Source organism: Streptomyces tubbatahanensis (assembly GCF_022699385.1).
In the GTDB taxonomy this organism is placed as follows: Bacteria; Actinomycetota; Actinomycetes; order Streptomycetales; family Streptomycetaceae; genus Streptomyces; species Streptomyces diacarni.
Map to the genome: position 1 here is coordinate 6,917,004 of NZ_CP093846.1, position 20,304 is coordinate 6,937,307.

The 20,304-nt window shown below is 74.3% G+C and carries 23 protein-coding genes; 12 read left to right on the forward strand and 11 right to left on the reverse strand.

The genetic code is table 11. The features are described from left to right. Positions 1-51: 51 nt before the first annotated feature. The 3 genes from MMF93_RS29615 to MMF93_RS29625 all read left to right on the forward strand — a co-directional run bounded on the left by MMF93_RS29615 (position 52) and on the right by MMF93_RS29625 (position 2,627). A complete protein-coding gene (locus MMF93_RS29615) occupies positions 52-240 on the forward strand; it encodes a hypothetical protein (protein ID WP_114022533.1) in 189 nt (62 codons plus the stop codon). A 29-nt stretch (positions 241-269) separates the two neighbouring features. Next, positions 270-1,247: an NAD(P)-dependent oxidoreductase gene (locus tag MMF93_RS29620; protein WP_242756221.1), complete on the forward strand. Its 978-nt coding sequence runs from the start codon at positions 270-272 to the stop codon at positions 1,245-1,247. 126 nt (positions 1,248-1,373) lie between these two features. Then, on the forward strand, positions 1,374-2,627 hold the full coding sequence (locus tag MMF93_RS29625; protein WP_242756223.1) for an alpha/beta hydrolase family protein: 1,254 nt from the start codon (positions 1,374-1,376) through the stop codon (positions 2,625-2,627). A gap of 15 nt (positions 2,628-2,642) precedes the next feature. Here the strand turns inward: MMF93_RS29625 and MMF93_RS29630 are convergent, their stop codons facing one another. After that, positions 2,643-4,016 (reverse strand): amidohydrolase family protein, encoded by a 1,374-nt coding sequence (locus tag MMF93_RS29630; RefSeq protein WP_242756225.1) that lies wholly within the window; start codon positions 4,014-4,016, stop codon positions 2,643-2,645. A gap of 137 nt (positions 4,017-4,153) precedes the next feature. Between MMF93_RS29630 and MMF93_RS29635 the strand changes: the two genes are divergently transcribed. Then, entirely contained in the window at positions 4,154-4,366 is a 213-nt protein-coding gene (locus MMF93_RS29635; RefSeq protein ID WP_242756227.1) for a DUF2180 family protein, read from the forward strand. Between the two features lie 115 nt (positions 4,367-4,481). Here MMF93_RS29635 and MMF93_RS29640 read toward each other — a convergent pair whose 3' ends face one another. Then, positions 4,482-5,519, reverse strand: a complete 1,038-nt coding sequence (locus MMF93_RS29640; protein ID WP_242756229.1) for an SDR family oxidoreductase — start codon at positions 5,517-5,519, stop codon at positions 4,482-4,484. 150 nt (positions 5,520-5,669) lie between these two features. Next, on the reverse strand, positions 5,670-6,431 hold the full coding sequence (locus MMF93_RS29645) for a VOC family protein (protein WP_242756231.1): 762 nt from the start codon (positions 6,429-6,431) through the stop codon (positions 5,670-5,672). A 321-nt stretch (positions 6,432-6,752) separates the two neighbouring features. On the opposite strand from MMF93_RS29645, the gene MMF93_RS29650 reads away from it, so the two are divergent. Continuing rightward, on the forward strand, positions 6,753-6,941 hold the full coding sequence (locus MMF93_RS29650) for a DUF5133 domain-containing protein (protein WP_114022528.1): 189 nt from the start codon (positions 6,753-6,755) through the stop codon (positions 6,939-6,941). Here the strand turns inward: MMF93_RS29650 and MMF93_RS29655 are convergent. Continuing rightward, complete coding sequence (locus MMF93_RS29655; protein ID WP_242756233.1) at positions 6,929-7,822, reverse strand: cytochrome c oxidase assembly protein; 894 nt, start codon at positions 7,820-7,822, stop codon at positions 6,929-6,931. The two genes, MMF93_RS29650 and MMF93_RS29655, sit on opposite strands and share 13 nt — an antisense overlap. Then, positions 7,819-8,355 (reverse strand): DUF2243 domain-containing protein, encoded by a 537-nt coding sequence (locus MMF93_RS29660; RefSeq protein WP_242756235.1) that lies wholly within the window; start codon positions 8,353-8,355, stop codon positions 7,819-7,821. Before MMF93_RS29660 ends, MMF93_RS29655 begins: the two co-directional genes overlap by 4 nt. A gap of 267 nt (positions 8,356-8,622) precedes the next feature. On the opposite strand from MMF93_RS29660, the gene MMF93_RS29665 reads away from it, so the two are divergent. After that, positions 8,623-8,823, forward strand: coding sequence for a hypothetical protein (locus MMF93_RS29665; protein ID WP_242756237.1), 201 nt, complete (start codon positions 8,623-8,625; stop codon positions 8,821-8,823). 71 nt (positions 8,824-8,894) lie between these two features. On the opposite strand, the gene MMF93_RS29670 is transcribed toward MMF93_RS29665, so the two are convergent. Beyond that, the gene (locus MMF93_RS29670) at positions 8,895-9,296 is read right to left on the reverse strand and encodes a cupin domain-containing protein (RefSeq protein ID WP_242756238.1); all 402 of its coding nucleotides are present in this window, start codon (positions 9,294-9,296) and stop codon (positions 8,895-8,897) included. A gap of 53 nt (positions 9,297-9,349) precedes the next feature. On the opposite strand from MMF93_RS29670, the gene MMF93_RS29675 reads away from it, so the two are divergent. Both MMF93_RS29675 and MMF93_RS29680 read left to right on the forward strand, forming a co-directional pair. Continuing rightward, complete coding sequence (locus tag MMF93_RS29675) at positions 9,350-10,381, forward strand: helix-turn-helix domain-containing protein (RefSeq protein ID WP_242756240.1); 1,032 nt, start codon at positions 9,350-9,352, stop codon at positions 10,379-10,381. Between the two features lie 151 nt (positions 10,382-10,532). Further along, positions 10,533-11,087 (forward strand): sugar O-acetyltransferase, encoded by a 555-nt coding sequence (locus MMF93_RS29680; RefSeq protein ID WP_242756242.1) that lies wholly within the window; start codon positions 10,533-10,535, stop codon positions 11,085-11,087. A gap of 54 nt (positions 11,088-11,141) precedes the next feature. Here MMF93_RS29680 and MMF93_RS29685 read toward each other — a convergent pair whose 3' ends face one another. After that, the gene (locus tag MMF93_RS29685; protein WP_242756244.1) at positions 11,142-11,972 is read right to left on the reverse strand and encodes an SDR family oxidoreductase; all 831 of its coding nucleotides are present in this window, start codon (positions 11,970-11,972) and stop codon (positions 11,142-11,144) included. A 238-nt stretch (positions 11,973-12,210) separates the two neighbouring features. Between MMF93_RS29685 and MMF93_RS29690 the strand changes: the two genes are divergently transcribed. From MMF93_RS29690 to MMF93_RS29700, 3 genes are all read left to right on the forward strand, one after another. Then, on the forward strand, positions 12,211-12,627 hold the full coding sequence (locus MMF93_RS29690; RefSeq protein WP_114022522.1) for a DUF2267 domain-containing protein: 417 nt from the start codon (positions 12,211-12,213) through the stop codon (positions 12,625-12,627). Positions 12,628-12,682: 55 nt separating this feature from the next. Then, positions 12,683-13,006 (forward strand): DUF2795 domain-containing protein, encoded by a 324-nt coding sequence (locus MMF93_RS29695; protein WP_242756246.1) that lies wholly within the window; start codon positions 12,683-12,685, stop codon positions 13,004-13,006. Between the two features lie 87 nt (positions 13,007-13,093). Next, positions 13,094-13,600 carry a hypothetical protein gene (locus MMF93_RS29700; protein WP_242756248.1) on the forward strand — a complete coding sequence of 169 codons (507 nt, stop codon included), beginning with the start codon at positions 13,094-13,096 and terminating at the stop codon, positions 13,598-13,600. A gap of 66 nt (positions 13,601-13,666) precedes the next feature. On the opposite strand, the gene MMF93_RS29705 is transcribed toward MMF93_RS29700, so the two are convergent. Further along, positions 13,667-15,121, reverse strand: coding sequence for an NAD(P)-binding domain-containing protein (locus tag MMF93_RS29705; protein WP_242756250.1), 1,455 nt, complete (start codon positions 15,119-15,121; stop codon positions 13,667-13,669). Between the two features lie 125 nt (positions 15,122-15,246). Continuing rightward, positions 15,247-16,677 carry a carboxylate--amine ligase gene (locus MMF93_RS29710; protein ID WP_242756252.1) on the reverse strand — a complete coding sequence of 477 codons (1,431 nt, stop codon included), beginning with the start codon at positions 16,675-16,677 and terminating at the stop codon, positions 15,247-15,249. 125 nt (positions 16,678-16,802) lie between these two features. Between MMF93_RS29710 and MMF93_RS29715 the strand changes: the two genes are divergently transcribed. Further along, a complete protein-coding gene (locus tag MMF93_RS29715) occupies positions 16,803-18,125 on the forward strand; it encodes a glycoside hydrolase family 26 protein (RefSeq protein ID WP_242756253.1) in 1,323 nt (440 codons plus the stop codon). 43 nt (positions 18,126-18,168) lie between these two features. On the opposite strand, the gene MMF93_RS29720 is transcribed toward MMF93_RS29715, so the two are convergent. Then, on the reverse strand, positions 18,169-19,419 hold the full coding sequence (locus MMF93_RS29720) for a GNAT family N-acetyltransferase (RefSeq protein WP_242756254.1): 1,251 nt from the start codon (positions 19,417-19,419) through the stop codon (positions 18,169-18,171). Beyond that, a complete protein-coding gene (locus MMF93_RS29725; RefSeq protein WP_242756255.1) occupies positions 19,416-20,303 on the reverse strand; it encodes a YveK family protein in 888 nt (295 codons plus the stop codon). The genes MMF93_RS29720 and MMF93_RS29725 overlap by 4 nt, the downstream gene beginning before the upstream one ends. Position 20,304 lies beyond the last annotated feature (1 nt).

Genomic DNA, 20,304 nt, shown 5'->3' on the forward strand with positions numbered 1-20,304 from the left:
ACGCGCACGTGCGGGCACACGTACGGGCGCGCGTACGGGAAGGGGACAAGAGTGAAGTTCGTACTCGAGGTCGACATGGCACACATGCACGGCAAGGACGAGGCCGTGGCCGAGTTGGGGCGCGTGCTGCGGTACTGGGGTGGAAATCTGCGCCACTACGCGCTGGAGCAGGGGGATGCCGCCGAAGTGTACGACTCGGACTACCGTGAGGTCGGCAGCTGGCGTGTGACCGCGGCCTGACGGCGCGGACGAGGCGAGAAGGTGGACGGATGACGACTGCGGGCGCTGACCCCTTGCGGATCGGACACGAGCTCGACGGCGCGGTCGTCACCGTCGACCCCGCTCTTCCCGAGCGGGTGCACGAGGGCGTCGAGCGGATCGTCGGACGTCCTGTGGGGACCGGCCGAGGGCCCCGGGTGCACATCGGTCCCCACTTCCCCGAGCTGGCCGAAGGGGAGCGGCTCTTGTGGGTGCACAGCTCCAACGCGGGCGTCGACGCGCTGCTGAAGGCGCGTACGCCGTGGCCGCGTGAGGTGCTGCTGACCCGCACCGTCGGACGCATGGGGGAGCGGATCGGGCAGTACGTCCTGGCGTGGGTGCTCGCCGAACTCCAGAACGTGCCCGGATTCCTGGAGCAGCACGCCCGCCGCACCTGGCACCGGCTGCCCACCGAACTGGCCGACGGGGCGCTCGCGGTCGTCCTCGGGGCCGGCCGCATCGGCACCGCCATCGGGACCGCATTGCAACAGTGCGGTGTCCACACGGTCGGGGTGGCGCGGAGCCCGCGCGAGATGCCCGGCTTCGACAGCGTCGTTCCGCTGGGCGTGCCCGAAGAGCCCGGGGGCGGCCCCGCGCAGGAACTGGCCGACGTGCTCGCGAAGGCCCGCTGGGTGGTCAACGCGCTGCCCCTCACGCCGCAGACCCGCGGTCTCGTCGGCGCCGGTCTCCTCGGGGCGTTGCGCGGTGCCACGTTCATCAACGTCGGCCGTGGGGAGACCGTCCTGACCGACGCGCTCGCCAGGGCCCTCGACGACGGAACGGTCGGGCACGCCGTCCTCGACGTCCTTCCGGAGGAGCCCGCGGCACCCGCCGACCCGGCCTGGGACCTCCCGCGCACCACCCTCACCTGCCACTCCGCGGGGCCGACGACCCACGAGGACGTCACCGCCGATTTCCGCGCCGCGTGGCAGGCCCTGCGCGCGGGTGAACTCCCCACGCTCACCGTACGGGTGTCGGCCGGGTACTGACCTTCGCCGGCCGGCACGCCGGGGCTCCCCCGAGCCCGGCGCCCCCCCCGCACTGACGAAAGTCAGGGAAACGGCCTGCCGATCGTCGATGCCCGGCACCCCCGCGGCCTTCCTACGCTCCCGCACATGCTCTTCAACTCGCCTCGCGGGACGGCGCTCGCCGTCCTCCTCTCCGTCAGTCTGCTCACCCCGGCCGCCGTGGCCTGCGCCCCCGCGGGAGCCTCTCAGCGGGCGGCCGGCTCCGACCTGTCCGCGCCCGGCTCCGGCGAACACCGGGACACCCGCCTGTCTCTTCCCCGCCCCACCGGACGGTACGGGATCGGCGGCGCGACGCTGCATCTGACCGACACCGCGCGCCGCGACCCCTGGGTGGACTCGGCGGGGGACCGCCAGGTCATGGTCTCCCTCCGCTACCCGGCGCGGCACGTGAGCGGTCACGGCGAGCGGATGCCGTACATGTCGGCCAAGGAGGCGGGGCTGCTCCTCGAAGGGCAGAAGCTGGACAAGCGCCTGAAGGCCGAGCAGCTCGCCTCCGCGCGCACCCACACGCGTGAGGGCGCACGTCCGGCCGCCGGCAGGCACCCGCTGATCCTGCTCTCACCCGGCTTCACCCTGCACCGCGCCACTCTCACCGTGCTGGCGGAGGAACTGGCCTCGCGCGGTTACGTGGTCGCGCTCGTCGACCACGCGTACGAGTCGTTCGGCTCGACGTTCCCGGACGGCGACACCACGCGCACCCTCACCTGTGTCGCCTGTGAGACGGTCGAGAAGGCGCCCGACGACGACGGGGAGAAGAAGATCCTGGCCCGGGCCGCCCGCACCAGGGCAGCCGACCTCTCCTTCGTCGTCGATGAACTGACTCGGAAGCCGGGCCGGGGCGAGACCGCCCACCACGACTTCAGCCGTCTCATCGACCCCCGCCGCATCGGGGCCGCCGGACATTCGCTGGGCGGCAACGCGGCGGCCGTGGCAGCCGGTACGGATCACCGCGTCCGCGCCGCGGCGAACCTCGACGGCAGCTTCTTCGCCCCCGTACCCCGTGCCGGAACGGGCCGCCCCGTCCTGATGCTCGGCACCCGTAAGGGTCACACCCCGCAGGCCGACGACCGCACCTGGCCGCGCCAGTGGACCCGCCTCCACGGCTGGAAGCGCTGGCTGACGGTCGCCGACGCCGGACACTTCTCCTTCAACGACCTCCCCGTCCTGGGCGGCCTGCTGGGCATGAGCGACCCGTCGGCCCCGCTGCCGGGCGAGCGCTGCCGCCAGATCACCACCGACTACGTCACCGCGTTCTTCGACCGCCATCTCCGCGGTCAGCACCGCCCCCTGCTGAACGCCCCGACAAAAACCAACCCGGAAGTCACCTTCCACACCCCGTGACCGACCACCGCGTCGCTACGTTCCCTCCGTCAGCCCCTGGATGCGGCGGGCGTGGTGGGCGTGGGTGGTGAGCATGTCGTGGGTTCGGGTGTGGGGGAGGGTGAGAGCGCCGTCCTCGACGAGGGGGTGGCCCTGGACGAGGGTGTGGCGGGGGCGGACGGGGCCGCAGCGGAGCCAGGCCTCGACGGGGTCGGTGTGGGCGCCGGCGAAGGCGAACTCGTCCAGGTCCCAGACCACGACGTCCGCGGGGGCGCCTGGCGCGAGGCTGCCCAGGCCGTCCTCGCGGCCCAGGCAGGCCGCCGCGTCGACGGTCGCGGCGCGCAGGATGTCGCGGGCGGTGGCCGCCCCGGCGCCGCCGCGCTCCCGTGCGCCGGTCAGCGCCGTGCGCGCCTCCAGCCAGAGCGAGGCGTGGTCGGTGGAGGCCGAACCGTCGCAGCCCAGGCCGACGGTGACGCCCGCGTCACGCAGAGCGGGCAGGCTCGCGGCCCCCGCGCCCAGCATCATCGTCGATCCCGGGCAGTGGGCGACGACGGTGCCCCAGCGTCCCAGCCGCTCCCTTTCCTGCGGCTCGGTGAAGATGAAGTGCGCGACCCAGGCACGGTCGCTGCCCCAGCCCACGTGCTCGAACTGCTCGACGGGGCGGCGGCCGAAGGTCTCGCGGCAGTACTCCTCCTCACCGAGGGACTCGGCCAGGTGCGTGTGCAGTCGTACGTCGAGCCGTTCGGCGAGGCGGGCCGTCTCCACCATCAGGCGTTCGGTCACGGCGGCCTGGGTGGAGGGGGCCAGTGCGATACGGAGCATCGAGCCCGGCGCCGGATCGTGGTAGGTGTGCACGAGGCGTTCGCTGTCGGCCAGGATCTCCTCGACGCTCTCGGTGAGCTGTTCGGGGGCCGGGCCGCCGTCCTTCTCGGACAGGTCGAGGGCGCCCCTGGCGGGGTGAAACCTGAGCCCCACGTCGCGGGCCGCGCGGATCTGGGCGTCGATGAGGCGGGGGCGCGGGTGCGCGTAGAGCATGTCGGTGGTGGTGGTGCAGCCGCCCAGCGCGAGCTCCGCCAGTCCGACCCAGGTGGAGACCTCGACGGCTTCCTCGTCCACGGCGGCCCAGAGGGGGTAGAGCGCCTTCAGCCAGTCGAACAGTTCGTAGCCGGTGGCGGGGGCGTAGGCGCGGGTGAGGTTCTGGAAGATGTGGTGGTGGGTGTTGATCAGCCCCGGCGTGACCAGTGCGCCGCGCGCGGACAGCGTGCGGGTCGCCGCGGGTTCCTCGCCGGCGCGTCCGGTGGCCGCCACCGTGCCGCCGCTGAGGGCGACCCAGCCGCCGGGGATCTCGTCCCCCGCCATGGTGACGACCGTTTCCGCGTCACGGATGAGTGTGTCGGTCCGGTGGTCCACGGACAGCTCCTCGTCGGTTGTGCGGGCATGCGTGCGGGGTGGTGCCGGGGGGAACTCGCGAACGGTCGGGCCTGACGGCGCCGAGTGAGACGGAAAGAGCCGGAAAGAGCTGGGAAAGAGCCAGAAGGAGGGGCGTCATGCACTGCTACGACTGCTTCAAGGAAGGCACCGAGAACACGGCCGTCGCCGTCTGTGTCGAATGCGGCGCGGGCGTGTGCACGCGCCACCTGCACGACGAGCCGGAGCCCGTCCGCCGCTCCAGCGCGACCGGCCGGGTCTGGTCGCCGCACGACGCGCGCCGCATGGTCTGCCTCGTCTGCCACGAGTCGCTGCGGCAGAACCCCCGCTGAGCTTCCCGTGCGGCGTGCGGCGCTGCGTTTCCGGGTGACTGACCGTCCGTCCGACCCCGCCCGTCTGATCGTTCGTTCGGCTGCCCTTCGGAGTCGTTCGTCCGCCCTTCGGGGATCAGCGCCGCACCGTCCGTGCCACCGCGGCCGCCCCCGCGGCGGCGGCCGCCGCCGTACCGAGTGCGGCGAGCAGACCGTGGTGGTGTGAGGCCCACAGCTGGTAGCTGCGCTTGGTCGCCTCGTCGTCGAACTCGCCGTGCGCACCGTAGTCGTGCTGCTGGTCGGCGGGCTTCCACAGGTTGTCGGGCTGGGAGGGGGCGCGGTCGTGGTCGGCCTGCTGCCCCTTGAACGCGGTCCTGGCGAGGTAGCGGTCGAGGAGACCGGGCGCGAACTTGTCGCCCAGCAGGGTGCCCACGGTGGAGCCGCCGACCCAGTACTCGCGGCGCCGCGGGTGGTCGGCCGCGTACAGGACGCCGCGCCCGGCGACCTCGGGCTGGTAGACGGGCGCGACCGGGCGGGGATTGTGCGGCAGGCGTGACTTGACCCAGGTGAACTGCGGGGTGTTGAGCCCGGGCAACTGCACCATCGTCACGCTGACGCCGCTCTTGGCGTGCAGCAGCTCGCAGCGCAGCGACTCGTGGAACCCCTGGATGGCGTGCTTGGCCGCGCAGTAGGCGGCCTGCAGCGGGATGCCGCGGTAGGCCAGCGCGGAGCCGACCTGGACGATGGTCCCCGCGTCGCGGGGCTCCATGTGGCGCAGGGCCGCCAGCGTCCCGTGGACGAAGCCGAGGTAGGTGACCTCCGTCGCCCGGCGGAACTCCTCGGCGCGCACTTCGTTGACGGGTGCGAAGACGGTGGAGAACGCCACGTTCACCCACACCGCGATCGGCCCGAGTTCCCGCTCGATCCGTTCGGCTGCGGCGTCGACGGCCGTGTGGTCGCTGACGTCGATGTCCAGCGGGAGCGCGGTGCCGCCCGCGTCGCGTACGTCGTCGGCGGCGCGCGTCAGGCCCTCCTCGCCGCGGGCGACGAGAGCGACACGGGCTCCGCGCGCTCCGAAGGCCCTGGCAGTCGCGCGGCCCACCCCGCCGCTGGCGCCGGTGACCACGACGACCTGACCGTCCGCTCCCGCCGGACTCGACTGCGCTCGGCTCATCGGCACACCCTCCTCGTCTCCGCGTGTCCACGCGTGTCGTCGTCGCGTACGGGCGGCCCCCTCGGTGCGGGGGCCGCCGCGTGCTGCCGTGTGCGGCGGCCCACCGGGTACCCGCGTACGCGGCCCCGCTCACACGTCTACGGGAGCTCTTCAGGGGCCGAGGAGGGAGAACAGGCCGCCGTCCGGGTCGCGTACGGTCGCGAAGCGGCCGTGGGAGGCGTGCTGGACGGGTGAGACCACCGTGCCGCCCGTCTTCTCGACCGCGGCCAGCGCGGCGTCGATGTCGGTGGCGCGGAAGTAGACGTCCCAGCGGGTGCGCCGCTGCGGGTCGGGTGCCGCCTCGACGCCGCCGCCGCGCAGCCCGGCGACGGTCTCGCCGTCCACCAGGATGTGCACCTCGTCCTGCTGTTCCTCGTAGCTGACGCCATGGCTGGGGTTCTTCGTCCAGTCGAGCACCTCGCCGTAGAAGAGCGCCGCGGCGAAGGCGTCGCTGGTGTGCAGTTGCAGCCAGGCCGGCGCGTGTCCCGCGCCCACCTCCCAGCCGCGCGGCAACTCGCCCTGCCACAGGCCGAACGCCGCGCCGTGCGGGTCGGCGGCCATCACGGCGCGGCCTTCTCCCACGCGCAGCGGGCCGACGGCGACGGTGGCGCCGCGTTCGCTGATGCGCTCGCATGCCCGGTCGGCGTCGTCGACGGAGAAGAAGACGGTCCAGCGGACGGGCAGCTGCCAGGAGACGGCGGCTTCGTTGAAGCCGGCCACCGGCGCCCCTTCCCTGGTGGCGGTGCGAAACCCCGGGCCGAGGGTGCTGTCGACGAAGGACCATCCCAGTACGGCGCTGTAGAACTCCTCGGTGGCCCGCCGGTCGCGGACGGTGAGGCTGACCCAGCATGGCACTCCGGGTACGGAATCCATCACGACACCTCTAGCCTCCTGGGCGTTCCTCTCTCGCGTCTCGTCGTGCGTTGCGGTCGCGTTTACCTGTCCGACTTCTTCCTTCCTTCCCGGGCCCCGGGCTGCCCCCAGCCGCGTCCTGCTGCGCGCTTCCTGTGCGCCGTGGTGCCCCTCGTCCGCGGAGGTGAAACAAGGACGGGAATGTACGTTTTTGTGAGTTTTACTCTTTCTGCTGTCGGGTACTGGGCGGGATGCGCCGAATCCGCGGCGACCCCGCCGCGGCCGGCCGGTCTTCACCCCTACGCGTCGAGCGCCGTCGCGCGCCCCCTGGAGGAAACCGTCATGATGGCCCACCCCGACACCCTGCGAGAGCTGCTCGACCGCTACGAGAAGCTCCGCGCCCGCCCCGGCCATCCTCAGGAACTGGACGACGTCTCGTACACGCTGTGCGTCTCGACGAACACCCGCGACATCCACGACGCGCTGCGCGCCGCGCGCGAGCACATCGCGGGCGCCGCTCAGGCGGCCTGAGCATCCGGCCGAACTCGTGCCGACCTCGCCCGCCTGGGGCGCCACGTGGCCACCACCGCGCCCGCCAGCAGCAGTTCGGCGATGTCGCCGCCGTAGTACATGAGTTCCGCGCCTCCCCGCACCTGTCCGACGGGTGCGGGGATGTCGATGAGGAAGCCTCCGTACATCAGCTGGGACAGTACGGCGTGTCCGGCGATCGCGAAGCCCAGCAGCACCAGCCGCGCGGGCACTCCGGGGCGGGCGGGCGCCGGGTCGGGGCCCGCGACCACCCAGGCGAACAGGCAGCCGGCCGCCAGGAAGTGGAGGTGCAGCAGCCAGTGGCCCCAGGGCTGCGCCGTGGCCGCCCCGTACAGCGGTGTGCAGTAGAGGACCGCGAGGGAGCCGGTGTTCAGCAGCAGGGCCGTGACCGGATGAGTGAGCAGGCGTACCGGGCGGCTGCGCAGCAGTGCGGTGAGGGTCCGCGCGCGTGCGCCGGGCAGGGTGCGCAGCAAGAGGGTGACCGGTGCTCCCAGTACCAGTGCCACAGGCGCGTACATCCCGATCAGCAGATGTTGCGCCATGTGACCGCGGAAGTCGCCGTGCGCCCACGGGGCCAGCGGCGGCAGCACGGCGGCTGCCGCCAGCCCGCACCCGGCCAGGAAGCTCGCGGACCGCCAGGCGCTCCACTCGTGCCGGGGGCCGCGGCGGTGCGCGCGGCGTACCAGCAGCAGGTAGCCGAGCGCGGGGACGAGGGCCGCCAGTGCGGGCAGCAGTACGCCGAGCGGCTCCCAGCCACCGGCACTGCCGCCACCGCCGTGTCCGTGGCCGGTGCCGGGGTGCGTGTGGGCGAGGGCCGCCGGGCCCACCGGGTGCGCGGGCGGCGGCGCCGTGCCGTCCGTCATGCGAGCCTGCCATCCGTGTCCAGGGAGCGTCCGCTGCGCTGGACCAGGTGGCCGACGACCAGCAGTACGGCGCCCAGCACCAGGAAGCCGATATCCCACCACAGCTGGTAGGGGCCGCCGTGCACGTGGTGGATGCCCAGGATCTGGTGGTCCAGCAGCCCCTCCACCAGGTTGAACAGGCCCCAGCCCGCCAGGATCCAGCCCCACAGCACCCGCGAGGTCCACACCCGGCGCCGCCCGTGGGTGACTCGCGCGTACAGGACGGCGAGACCGGTCAGCACCGCGAGCCAGCAGACGGTGTGGAAGACGCCGTCCCACACGGTGTTCATCTCCAGCCCCGAGACCGTCCGGGGCGAGTAGTACTTCACCCCGATGCGGTCGTCGTCGGTACTGGTCAGCATGTGGTGCCACTGGAGGATCTGGTGCAGCAGGATGCCGTCGACGAAACCGCCGAGGCCCACCCCCAGCACGATCCCCGGAAGCCGCAGGCTCACCGGCTCCCTTCCGTCCCGGATTCCGTCCGTCACGGCCATCGCTCGCCTCCGCCTCCGCCTTCCGTGGCACGTCGCGCCGCCCGCCACGCGTCGCCGTGGCACGCCGCGCGGCGTCACGGCGCCGCGCGACGTGACGCCGGTCGCCACGGGTTTCCCGCCTCCGGCGGGGCCAGTCACTCCCGTCGGCGGTTTCCACCGACCGGCCCAGCGTTTCTGCGGCGTGGGGCGTGGGAACAGCGGAGCGCGAGCGGTCGGCGGCGCGGCCGAGCGACGGTGACCGCTGTCGATGCGAGCGAGGTGAGCGCAGTGCCGGAACCCGGCAGCAAGAGCTACGACAAGCACCGTGCGCGGGGCCGGAAGGACCAGGAGAGGAGCGGCCACACCGACGCCCGGGAAGCGAACGAGGCGGCCAAGCGGGAGATGGAACGCGATCCGCGCTGGCGGCCCTCGGGCCCGCGTACGGAGCGCGGCCGCGGGCCCAAGAGCGAGCGCCCCGGGAACGAGTGAACCGACCGTAACGAGCCGGGACGGCCGGTGGCCCGGCCCCGTCCCGGACCGATCCCGGCCCGGCTCCGGCCCTATGCTGGCTCGGGCAGTGCGTGTCCCGTGGTGGCGTCGACGTGGGCGGGCACCTCGTCGTGCCGGTCGCCGACCGACGAGGTGCCCGTCGGCTCGAACAGCAGGATCGCGGCGCCCCCGGGCGCGCTGGGCTTGTGTTCGGTGCCCCGGGGCACGGTGAAGACGGCTCCGGTGGGCAGGGTGACCGTTCGCTCCCCGCCGTCCTCGCGCAGCGCGATGTGCAACTCCCCGTCCAGGACCAGGAAGAACTCGTCCGTGTCCTCGTGGACGTGCCAGACGTGCTCGCCCTTCACCTTGGCGACGCGGGCGTCGTAGTCGTTGACGCGGGTGACGATGCGGGGGCTCCACAGGGCGTCGAAGGAGGACAGCGCCTGGGCCAGTGTGATCGGTTCGTTGCTCATGGACAGCATCCTGAGCCGTGACGGTCGCACCCCACGAGTGCTAGAAAACGCATATGGCGCAAGAATCCTCGCAGGCTGCCGGGGCGGGGCTCCACCGAGTCGTCGTGCTCGTCGACGAGAACTCCAACCCGTTCGAGCTGGGCTGCGCGACGGAGGTCTTCGGGCTGCGCAGGCCGGAGATCGGCCGGGACCTGTACGCGTTCACGCTCTGTTCCCCCGAGCCGCGCACGGTGCTGCGGGACGGGTTCTTCACGCTCACCGGCGTCGCGGACCTGGCGGCGGCCGAGCGCGCGGACACGCTGATCGTGCCCAACCGCCCCGACATCGAGACCCCGCGGCGTCCGGCCGTGCTGGAGGCCATCCGCCGCGCCCACGCGCGGGGCGCCCGCCTCCTCGGCTTCTGCAGCGGTGCCTTCACGCTCGCCGAGGCGGGTGTCCTGGCCGGACGGCGGGCGACGGCCCACTGGCAGTGGGCCGACCGGTTCCGTGCCCGGTTCCCGGACGTCCGGCTCGAACCCGACGTGCTGTTCGTCGACGACGGCGACATCCTCACCGCGGCGGGCAGCGCCGCCGCGCTCGACCTGGGCCTGTACGTGGTGCACCGGGATCACGGCGCGGAGGTGGCCAACGCGGTCAGCAGGCGCCTGGTCTTCGCGGCGCACCGGGACGGCGGGCAGCGGCAGTTCGTGGAGCGGCCGCTGCCGCCCGTTCCCCAGGAGTCGCTGGCGCCGTTGCTGGCCTGGGCCGCGGAGCGGCTGGCCGAGCCGCTGACGGTCGCCGACCTCGCCACCAGGGCCGCGGTGAGCCAGGCCACGCTCCACCGCAGGTTCCGTGGGCAGTTGGGCACCACGCCGCTGGCCTGGCTGACCGGTGAACGCGTCACCCTGGCCTGCCGGCTGATCGAGCGCGGTGAGGAACGGCTCGACGTGGTCGCCCGCGACAGCGGCCTGGGCACGGCAGCCAACCTCCGCGCCAGGCTGCGCCGCGAGACGGGACTGAGCCCGACGGCGTACCGCCAGCGCTTCGGCCGGGTCGAGCTGCCGGAGTCCGCGTCCACAGCGCCACAGAGCCGGGCGGCGCCGTAGCGGCACGGACGTGGGCCGGGGGAACGCAAGAGGTGTGTGCGTCGAGAGTGGCCGGGAGATTCCCGCGGCTTTTCCGCGCCCGTCGCCGAGCGGGTCTGCGAGAGTGTCACTCGGACGGAACCGAGCTGCTCACCGCGCCGGAAGGACCTTCGTGGGCGAGAACAAGAAGCGCATGCTGGCGGGGGAGTGGTACCTCCCCGACGACGAGGAGCTGCAAGCGGCGAGCGAGCGGCGTGCCGAGCTGTGCGCCGCCTACAACGCCGCGGACACCGCGCCGGCCGCCGAGCGCCGCAGAATACTCGGCGAACTGGTCGGCGAGCTCGGTGAGGGCGTGACCATCCGGCCGCCGTTCCGCTGCGACTTCGGCACCCACCTGTCCATCGGTGCCCACACCTTCATCAACTTCGGCGCCGTCTTCCTGGACGCCGCGCCCATCACCATCGGGCGCAACGGGCAGATCGGCCCCAACGTGCAGCTGCTGACGCCCACCCACGAGCTGGACGCCGAGCGGCGCAGGGCAGGCTGGGAGAAGGCGGTGCCCCTCACCCTCGGCGACAACGTGTGGCTCGGCGGCGGGGTCATCGTCTGCCCCGGGGTCACGATCGGCTCGGACACCGTCGTCGGGGCCGGCTCCGTGGTCGTGGGAGACCTGCCGGCAGGCGTCCTGGCCGTCGGAAACCCGGCCCGGGTGGTGCGCGAGCTGTGAGGGCCGCCTTCCCGCGCTGAGGCCCCCGCCCCGTCCCCGGACCGGCCGCCCCGCTCAGGGGCGGCGCCAGGAGTCGTCGGGCAGGTGCGAGCCCGCCTGCGGGCCCATCCGCAGCATGCCGCCGTCCACCGCCCACGACGCGCCGGTCACGTACGCCGCCTCCTTCCCGGCCAGGAAGGCGACCACGCCGGCGACCTCGCGGGCGTCGCCGGGGCGCCTCAGCGGAATCCCGGGACGCTGTGCCCCTCGCACGTCCGCGTCCTCCTGGCCGGTCATGGGCGTGGCGATCTCGCCGGGCGCCACGGCGTTCACACGGATGCCGTGCTCGGCCAGCTCCAGCGCCATCACCTGCGTGAGCAGCCCCAGCCCACCCTTGGCGGCGCAGTACGGCGCCGCACCGACCCTGGGCTGGTGCTCGTGCACGCTGGTGACGTTCACGACGGCGCCGCCCTCGCCCTGGCCGATCATGCGGCGGGCGGCGCGCTGCGAGCACAGGAAAGGACCGAGCAGGTCCACCTCCAGCACCTCGCGCACCGAGCCGAAGTCCAGGTCGAGGAACGGAGTGGAGGTGCCGGTCCCGGCGTTGTTGACGAGCACGTCGATCCGGCCGAGCTCGTCCGCGAGCTGGTCCACGACCTCGGCCGCGTCCGGCAGGTTCGTCAGATCCAGGTGCCGCACCGCCGCACGGCGGCCCGTCCGGCGGACCTTCTGGGCCGTCTCCTGCGCGCCGTTCCTGTCGGTGTTCCAGGTGATGCCGACATCCAGCCCCTCCTGCGCCAGGCGCAGCGCGCTCGCCCGTCCGATGCCCGAGTCGGAGCCGGTGACGACCGCGACCCGGGCGCGATCGCCCTCCCCTGCGTGTGCCGCGGAATCTTCGGTGGTCACGTGCGCTCTCCTTCCCCAGCGGACCGCGGCCCGGCGGTGCGCGGCCCAGCGGTGCGCGGCGTGCCGGGCGCCACGCCGTCGGGTCACCCCCGCCGTGCTGACGTAAACGGCCGCACGGCCACGCGTGAGGGCCGCGGCCGGAGGACCCGCAGCCGATGTGCGACCCGTGCGAGCGGCGCGCATGCTGGAAAGCGACGCGCGTTGGACCGCTTGAGTGATGTGAGCGAGGTGAACGGCTATGCAGCACGACGAGTTCATCGGTCAGATGCAGGCACGGGCCCACCTGAACAGCAGAGGAGCGGCGGAAGCCGGAACGCGGGCCACCTTGGAGACGCTGGCCGAGCGCATCCCGGCGCCGATGGCGGAGAAGCTCGCCGCGCAGCTCCCCACCGAGCTGGGAGAGCACCTGCGGAGAGTGGAGTTCGCCCCCGACGAACCCGTCACCGGCGTGCGGATGGACCGCCACGAGTTCTTCGACCGCGTGGCGCGGCGTGCCAGGACCGACCCGCCCAAGGCCGTCCACGAAGCCCGCACGGTCGTCGAACTGCTGGAGGAGGCCACGCAGGGCGCGTTGACCGAACGCATCCGCCAGTCACTCGACGAGGAACTCGCCTCCGTCCTGTTCTCGGGCAGCACCGGCACGGCCGGAAGCTGAGCCGAGCCGTGCGGACGGCAGGCCAAGGCGTCGGCTCAGAAAGGCAGCGAGCAGCATGAGCACTGCGCACACCACCGTCGACGAGGTGCTGGCCGCACTCGGCGACGTGGATTTTCCGGCGGACAAGGACGAGCTGATGCGGGCGGCGGCGGACTCCGGCGCCTCGGGCGAGGTCCGCGTCGCACTGCGCGGTATCCCACCCGAGGAGTACGCCAACCGCGATGAGGTGGCGCGCTCCGTCCGCGTGGACCCCGACTCGGACCTCGACCTCAGCCCCGCACAACGCGCCGAGCAGGCCAGACAGGGCGGCAGACACGGGCAGTCGCAGCACCTGCGCGAGGCGCCCAAACCGCCGGTCGAGGACGAACTCGACCGCTGAACCAGGAGAGCCTGAGCAGGACCCGCACACCGTACGCGACACGGCAGCCCAGCCCGGCACCCACCAGGAACGCGAGGGAGGACCCTCATGGTGCGCAAGAAGGTCGAAGGCGACGAGGAACAGCGGCGCGCCGCGGCACACAAGGCCCACCGCGACGAGGAGCCGCCCAGCGCCCGCAGCGTGACGACGGGAGCGTCCAAGCAGCGCGCCCACCGCGCGGGTCCGTCCGCGCGGCAGGACGAGGAGACGCCGGCCCAGCGGCAGGGCAAGCAGGGCCACAGCGCGGAGGCCCCCAGCCCCGCGCCGCGCGGCGGGGCCGGCCCGGCGGAGCCGCGCAGCCCGTACCAGGGGCGGGGCAGGCCCGGCTACTCACAGGAGCACGAACGGGTCTTCCGCGCCCTGGTCACAGCCGAGCAGCGGCACGGTGGCGAGGCGGTCAGCCTGGAGGACGTCTCGCGGGAGGCGGAGCTGCCAAGGGACCGCACCCGCACGATGATGCACGACCTGGTGACCGTGCATCACCTCGCCACCGAACTCCAGAGCGCCGACACCCGGGACGTCGACGCGCGCTACGAGAGCAAGCCGGGACGCTGAGCGGGCGACCGCCCCGACCGCCCCGACCCGCCCCGACTGGATGGCGGTTCGGTCGGGGCCGCCCGTTCACTCCGCCCGGCCGCCGCCCTTCCGTGCGTCCACCGCCTCCGGCGCGTCCTTCGCCCCGCTGACCGGCGCGGGCAGCCGCCCCGTGCCGTCCCCTGAGGCGCTCGGGGCCTCGGCAGCGGGCCGGGTGTGGCGCTGGCCGCCGAGCGGACCCCGCGCCACCTGCTGCTCCGGTTCCCGTGCGCCGGGTGAGGCCGGCACGCCCGTGACGGCCGTCGCCGTCGTCGCCTGGGACCTGTGCCGCAGCACCCCCTCCAGCAGCCGTGGCGCCGTGAAGGATGCCCCGTGCACGAAACGCATCGCGGGTCCGAACGAGGGAGCCGTCAGCAGCCCGGCGAAGAAGAGCCCCGGGCACGAGGACTGGAAGCGCGCGTCCAGCCAGGGCGCGTCGCCCGTGCCGACCCGGCGCAGCCCCTCGCGCAGCGAGGAGTCGAGCATGCCGAGCCGGGACAGGTCGGGGGTGAACCCGGTGGCGGCCACCACGTGGTCGGTCTCCAGGGTGGAGGCCGTCCCGTCCGCCGCCGCCAGCCACAGCCGTACCCGTTCGCCCAGCACGCCGCCGACCCGGCGGACACCCGGCGCTGTACGGTCGGCAGCCGTGATCGTGTGGCCCAGGAGCGTCGGCACGGCCGTCTCGAAGCGCTCCCGCAGCCACCAGGCGCCCGCGGGGCCCAGTGCGTGGCGGGCGATGTGCAGCCGTGTGGAAGCGGGCAGCCGCCGCACCGCGGACGGCAGCCGGGACCACACCCAGCTGGGCCAGCCGGTGCCCAGCGCGCTGTGCGGGTCGCGCAGAGCCGTGAGCCGCCCGCGCGCCAGCGGCTGCGGAGGCGCGTTCCAGTCGATGCGGGGCGCCCGCGCGACGACCCGCACGCGTGCTCCCTGCTCCGCCAGCAGCGCCGACGTCTCCAAGGCGGCCTGCCCGGCGCCCACCACGGTCACGTCCTTGCCCGCGAAGCGGCTCAGGTCGCGGTGGTGGGTGCTGTGGGTGACCAGTTCGGTGGGGAGGCCGCCGAGCGCGGGTGGCCGCTGGGCGAACGGCAGCACGCCGACGGCCAGGACGACGGCGCGCGCCATCATCCGCTCACCGTCTGCCGTCTCCAGCAGGAACCCCTCGACGCGGGGGGAGACCCGTGTCACCGTCTGTTCGTCGGCGGGCGGCGCCGCGTTCCGGCCGAACCAGGTGCCGTACTCGGTGAAGGTGTCCAGCGGCAGCGGGTTTCCGTGCGCGACCTCGATACCGCGTTCGGCACAGTAGCCGGCGAGGGTGTGGGCGCCCGCGGGGTCGGACAGCGTGGAGGCGTCGGGCTCCGACTTGAGGAACATGCCGCGCGGCATGTGGTCCCGCCAGGACGCCATCGGTCTGCCCAGCAGCCGCAGGTTGAGCCCGGCGGCTGCGGCGTGCGAGGCGACGGACAGTCCGTAGGGGCCGGCGCCCACCACGACGAGGTCGTACATGGGTTTCCTTCTCTCTGTGCGGCGTTGCGGGGTCTGGAGCTGGAGGCTGAGTGCTGGGGGGCGGCGGGCTGCGCGGGCGCTGCCGGTGGATGGGGCGCGGCGAGCGGTCCGGCGGGAAGGCGGCGTCAGGAGTCGGCGGCCAGGAAGCCCGGGTCCGGTTCGGGCGGCGGCCGGTGCGGTGGAGCCGGCGCGGCGGGAGCGGCGGGGGCGGCCCGCGCGGCGCGGACCGGATGCGCGGCACAGGCCGCGGGCCGCGGCACCACCGCCCGGCTCGCGCGCAGCCCCCGCAGTCGCTGCTTCCCCCGGTGCCGGGGGCCGAGGCGCGGGCCAGCGAGGCGCAGCCCTTCGCGCAAGCAGCGTCCCAGCCAGCCCGCCGCCATGGCGGCGAAGGGCAGCGGGTCGTCGGCGGCGAACCAGGCGCGTTCCACGGGACCGCGCCCCCGCCGTGCGCGGCCCGTACGACCCAAGGCCGCATCCTGGGCCCGGCCCAGCAGCGTGGAGAGGACCGCGTAGTTCTCCACGACGTACGTGCGCCCGGTACCGGCGCGCGCCGCCGGCACCGGGCGGCCGGTCAGGTGCAGGTGCTGGGCGCGGACCACGTCCACGCCGTTCTCGTCGGTGAACAGGCGGAACTGGGCGCCGGGCCGCGGATTGAAGTCCACCAGGTGGTGGACGCCGGTGTGCGGGTCGAGCCGGAAGTCCAGGTCGAGGATGCCGCGGTAGTCCAACCGGGCCGCCAGCCGCGCCGCCGCCGCTTCGACGGCCGGGTTGGGCAGCCAGGTGCCGACCGCCGTCAGGCCGGTGTGCGGGGGCCAGGAGCGCTCCTTGCGTCCCGCGCCGCAGGCCAGGAGCCGCCCGCCCTCGGCCGCGTACCCGTGGAAGAACCAGTCGGCCCCCGGGCCGTCGGGCAGCCTGCGCTGCAGCAGCAGCGCGCTGCCGGCCTCGGCGCTCCGCGCGAACAGCCGCGCGGCCTCCCCGGGTGTGCGGACCAGCGCGGTGCTGCGCAGCCCTGGCGGCAGCAGCCAGGGGCGGCTCCACTTGGCCACCGCGGGCAGGCCCAGGGCCGCCGCCTCGCGGGCCGCCTCCGCCGCGCTGCCGGGCAGCACGGTGCGCGGGTGGGGAACGCCGGCACGGTCGCAGAGGGCGGCCAACTCCGCCTTGTCGGCCAGCTGGGCGGGCAGCCGGGGCGCGACGGGCGGCAGCAGATAGTGTCCGGCGAGCCGGGGCGCGAGGCGGGCGACGGCGATGGCCCCGTGGTCGTCGAGCGGGACGAGGACGGCGGGCCTGCCGATCGCACGGGCCGCTCCCAGCAGCGCCCGCTCCAGCTCGCCGTCCGGCGGCGTCCCCGCGGCGCCGGCGGCCGACCACCGCACCGGCGTGTGGAGCCGGTGCAGATAGCGGGTGGTGCCCACCGGGCCCGGGTCCGTACCGAGCAGCGCGTGCACCTCGACGCCGGCGCGCCCCAGCGATCTGGCGGCGCCCAGGGTGCCGTGGTGGTACGGGTTCGGGTCGAGTCTCAGCAGCAGCGCTGGCACGTCCGTGGCGAACGACGGCATGAGGGGCATGTCCTTCAGACGCGGGGCGGGTGGGCGGGGTGAGAATTCCGCTGACAGATCATCAGGAATGTCGACCGGTGGACGAGCGGACACGCGCCGGGGGCCACAGGCGGCCAGGAGGAGCCATGCGCAGCGATGGACGCGGGCGGGTCAGGGCGGTGCTGCGCGCAGGTGTCGCCGCCGCGGGGCTGCTGACCTCCTGCACGGTGCTGCTGGCCTCCTGCGCGGTGTTGCCGGTCGTCGAACGGGAGTCCGGACTCCGTCCGGGTGAACGTCCAGAGCGCGAGCCGGCGCCCTCGCCCTCCGCCCGGCCGTCCGGGTCTGCCGCCGCGTCCACGCCGTCGGGCCGCGCGCTCGGCGCGTTCCTCGGCTCCGGGCCCGAGGGCGTGCGCCGCATGGCGGAGATGGAGCAGTGGCTCGGCGGTACGAAGCTGCGGGTGGGCCACACCTACCTGCCGGGCCGGCTGTGGTCCGACATCGAGGGGCAGCCGGCGTTCCTCGCGCCCTGGGCGCGTTGGCGGCGTGCGGATCCCACCGGGCTGTTCGTGCTGAACGTCCCCATGCAGGCGCGCAACGAGGCGCGGCTGGACGACAACCGGGTGCGCGCCCTGCTGCGCGAGGGCGCGGCGGGCGGGTTCGACGCGCACTTCCGCACGCTGGCCCGGCACCTCGTGCGGGCCGGGCTCGCCGACACCGTCGTGGTGCTCGGGTGGGAGATGAACGGCACGACCTACACCCATCGCTGCGCGCCGGACCCGCGCGCCTGGAAGGCGTACTGGCGGCGCATCGTGACCACCATGCGGGCGGTGGACGGGCAGCGGTTCCGCTTCGACTTCGCGCCCAGCCGAGGCCGCGACGCGATCCCCTGGACCGCGTGCTACCCGGGCGACGACGTCGTCGACGTGCTCGGCATGGACGCCTACGACCAGCCGAAGGGCATGAGCTTCGACGAACAGGTGCGCGAGCCGTACGGGCTCCAGGCACACGTCGACTTCGCCGCCCGCCACGGCAAGCCCCTCTCCTACCCGGAGTGGGGGCTGTTCCGCAACGGCGACAACGCCGCGTACGTGCGCTCCATGCTCGCCTGGATGGACCGGCACAAGCCGCTCTACCAGACCATCAGCGACTACTGCCCGCACGGCGTGTGGCGGTGCCGCGCCAACCCGACGTCCGCCAAGACGTTCAGGATGGCGCTGTTCGCGCAGCCGGAACCGCCCCTGCCGCCCTGGCACAGCGGCTCGCCCACCGCCCCGCCCCCGGGCACCCGGCCTCCGGGCACCCGGCCTCCGGGGACCGAGCCGCCGCGCCAGACCGGGCAGTCGAGGCCCTCCCGCCCCGCCGCCACGGGCACGGCGCCCCCGGCACCGGCCCACCCGTGGTGGGAGCGGTGCTGGGCAGTAGGCCAGTACTGCGTCCGCTTCGACTGGCTGCGCGCCCTGGCGGGCTAGCCCGCACCGGAACGCAGCCCGCCACCGCGCCGCCGTCATGCCGTCACGTGCGCGGCCTGAGCGCGGCCGCGCGGTCGAGCAGCGTGCGGACCCGCGCCGCCGCGCCGCGCTCGTGCACCAGGCGGGCCGCTGCCTCGCGGGCCGCCGCCTTCGCCGCGAGCAGTTCCAGCGCGGGCGCCAGCTGCGGGCGGGCCAGCAGGTAGCGCCGGTTGGCGGCGGTCACCGGCTGCCAGCGCAGCTTGTACGGCTCGGTGCCGCGCAGCAGGCTCAGGGTGCCGCGCCCGGTGGCCGACGCGAAGTGGGCGTCGTGCCGCAGCAGCATGGTCGCGATGTCCACCCGCTGGTCGCGCAGCGCGGGATCCGCGCCGTACAGGTAGCCGCACACCAGGTCGGCGGAGACGAGGGCGACGTCGCACGCGGCCACCCGGCCACCGAGCCGGTACTCCGTCACCGCCGCGTCCCCACTGGCCACCAGCTGTTCCACGGCGCCCACCAGGTGGGCGCCGAAGCGGGGCCGCAGGTGTTCGGGGGTCACGCCGCGGCCCCGCCACTGGTGCTCGTGCAGCCGCAGCATGGTGCTCACCGACTCCGGAACCCGGTCCCCCGTCACGTCGTGGGCCTCGATGCCGAGTTCGTCGATGCGGCGCAGCTTGCGCCGGGTGCGCTTGGCGCTGGCGGGGGCGAGCCGCTGGAGCATCTCGTCCATGGGAACGCCGGGCAACTCCAGGCAGACCGAGTCGGTCAGCCGCCGTCGCACCCCGGGCCAGGCGGCGTACAGGCGTTCGGCGGCCCCTCCGGGACGCACTTCGCGCAGATCGACGACCGCGGTACGCGACGCCGCGTACAGCGCGCGGGCGAGCGCGTCGGCCGCACGGGGGCAGCTGTCGTCGAGCAGCACGTCCTGGTAGTCGGAGATCTGGCCGCCGAGCGTGACCAGCGCGGGCAGGGGCCGGTGGACGAGCATCAGCGGCGCGGCGGCCACCAGACGGCCGTTCTCCCGCACCAGGACGACCCGCAGCCTGCCCCGCCGGCCGTAGGCACGCCACCAGGAGGCCAGCCAGGCGTGGCTGAGGAACGGGGTGGCCGAGCGGTTGCGTGCCCGCAGCCCGTCCCACTCCTCGGCCAGCTCAGCGAACTCGTCCTCGGCCCGGCACAGGGTGGCGGTCAGCCGCACGGGCGGCCGCCCCGACGCCTCACCGCGCCCGCCCCGCCAGGGGGAGAGAACGGGCCCCGCCAACTTGCGGCGCGCGTAGGGGAACCTGCGGCGCGTGGGCGGAGAGGAGGGAGAATTCACCGCTCGGCCTCCGTTTTCTCCGCCGCGTGCGGGGTCGCCCGCGTCGTGTGCCTACCTTCGGCGTCGCCCGCGCCGGTGGCCCCCGGCGCCGCTTCCGGCGAGCCGGCGGTCCCCGGCGTCACGCGTGCGGTCTCGGACGCGGATGCCGTACGGGCGGTCTCGTGCCCGTCGCTCACCCTGGCGTCCTGGCCCTCCACCGCGTCGGCGCCCCGCGCGGGGGCGGGGACGAGCGCAGGTCCCTCGGCGTCGCGGCGCCGGGGCCGGGCCAGCAGTACCAGGCCACCGAGCAGCCCGCCCGCGCTCGCGCCCACGGCCACGGCCAGCGGCGCCCTGGGGGAGACGGGTTCGGCCGTGGCGGTGGCGTGGGAGACGACCGTCAGCCGCACGCCGGTCTTGCCCGCCGCCTTCTTCGCGGTGCGGGCCAGGGCGGCGGCGGTCGCGTCGGCGTAGTCGGCGGCGTCACCGGCCGAGGGCGCGCTGCCAGTGATCTCCACCATGGGCGCGTCGGGCGAGGTACCGGCCCGCACGTGCGAGCGCAGCTCGCCGCGCGGCAGCTCGAAGGCGGCCTCGGCCCTGGTGAGGACCACGGCGTCCGTGGCGATCTTGCCGTACGCCTGTGCGTAGCCGAGCGCTGATGTCGCCTCGGCGTGCTCGCCGGGGGAGACGAGCACGTAACTGGACGCCTCGTAGCGCGGTTCCGCCACCGCGGCGTACGTGGCGCCCGCCAGCGCGCCCAGCACGGCGCACACCGGCAGCGGCCACCAGCCGGGTACCCGGCGCGACGGGCGTGCGCCGTTGCGGTCGGCTACTCGCGGACGCGCCGGCAGGCCCGCACGCGGCGGCGCGGCGTCTCCTGCGGGCTGTCCCGGTGCGGTCGTGGACATG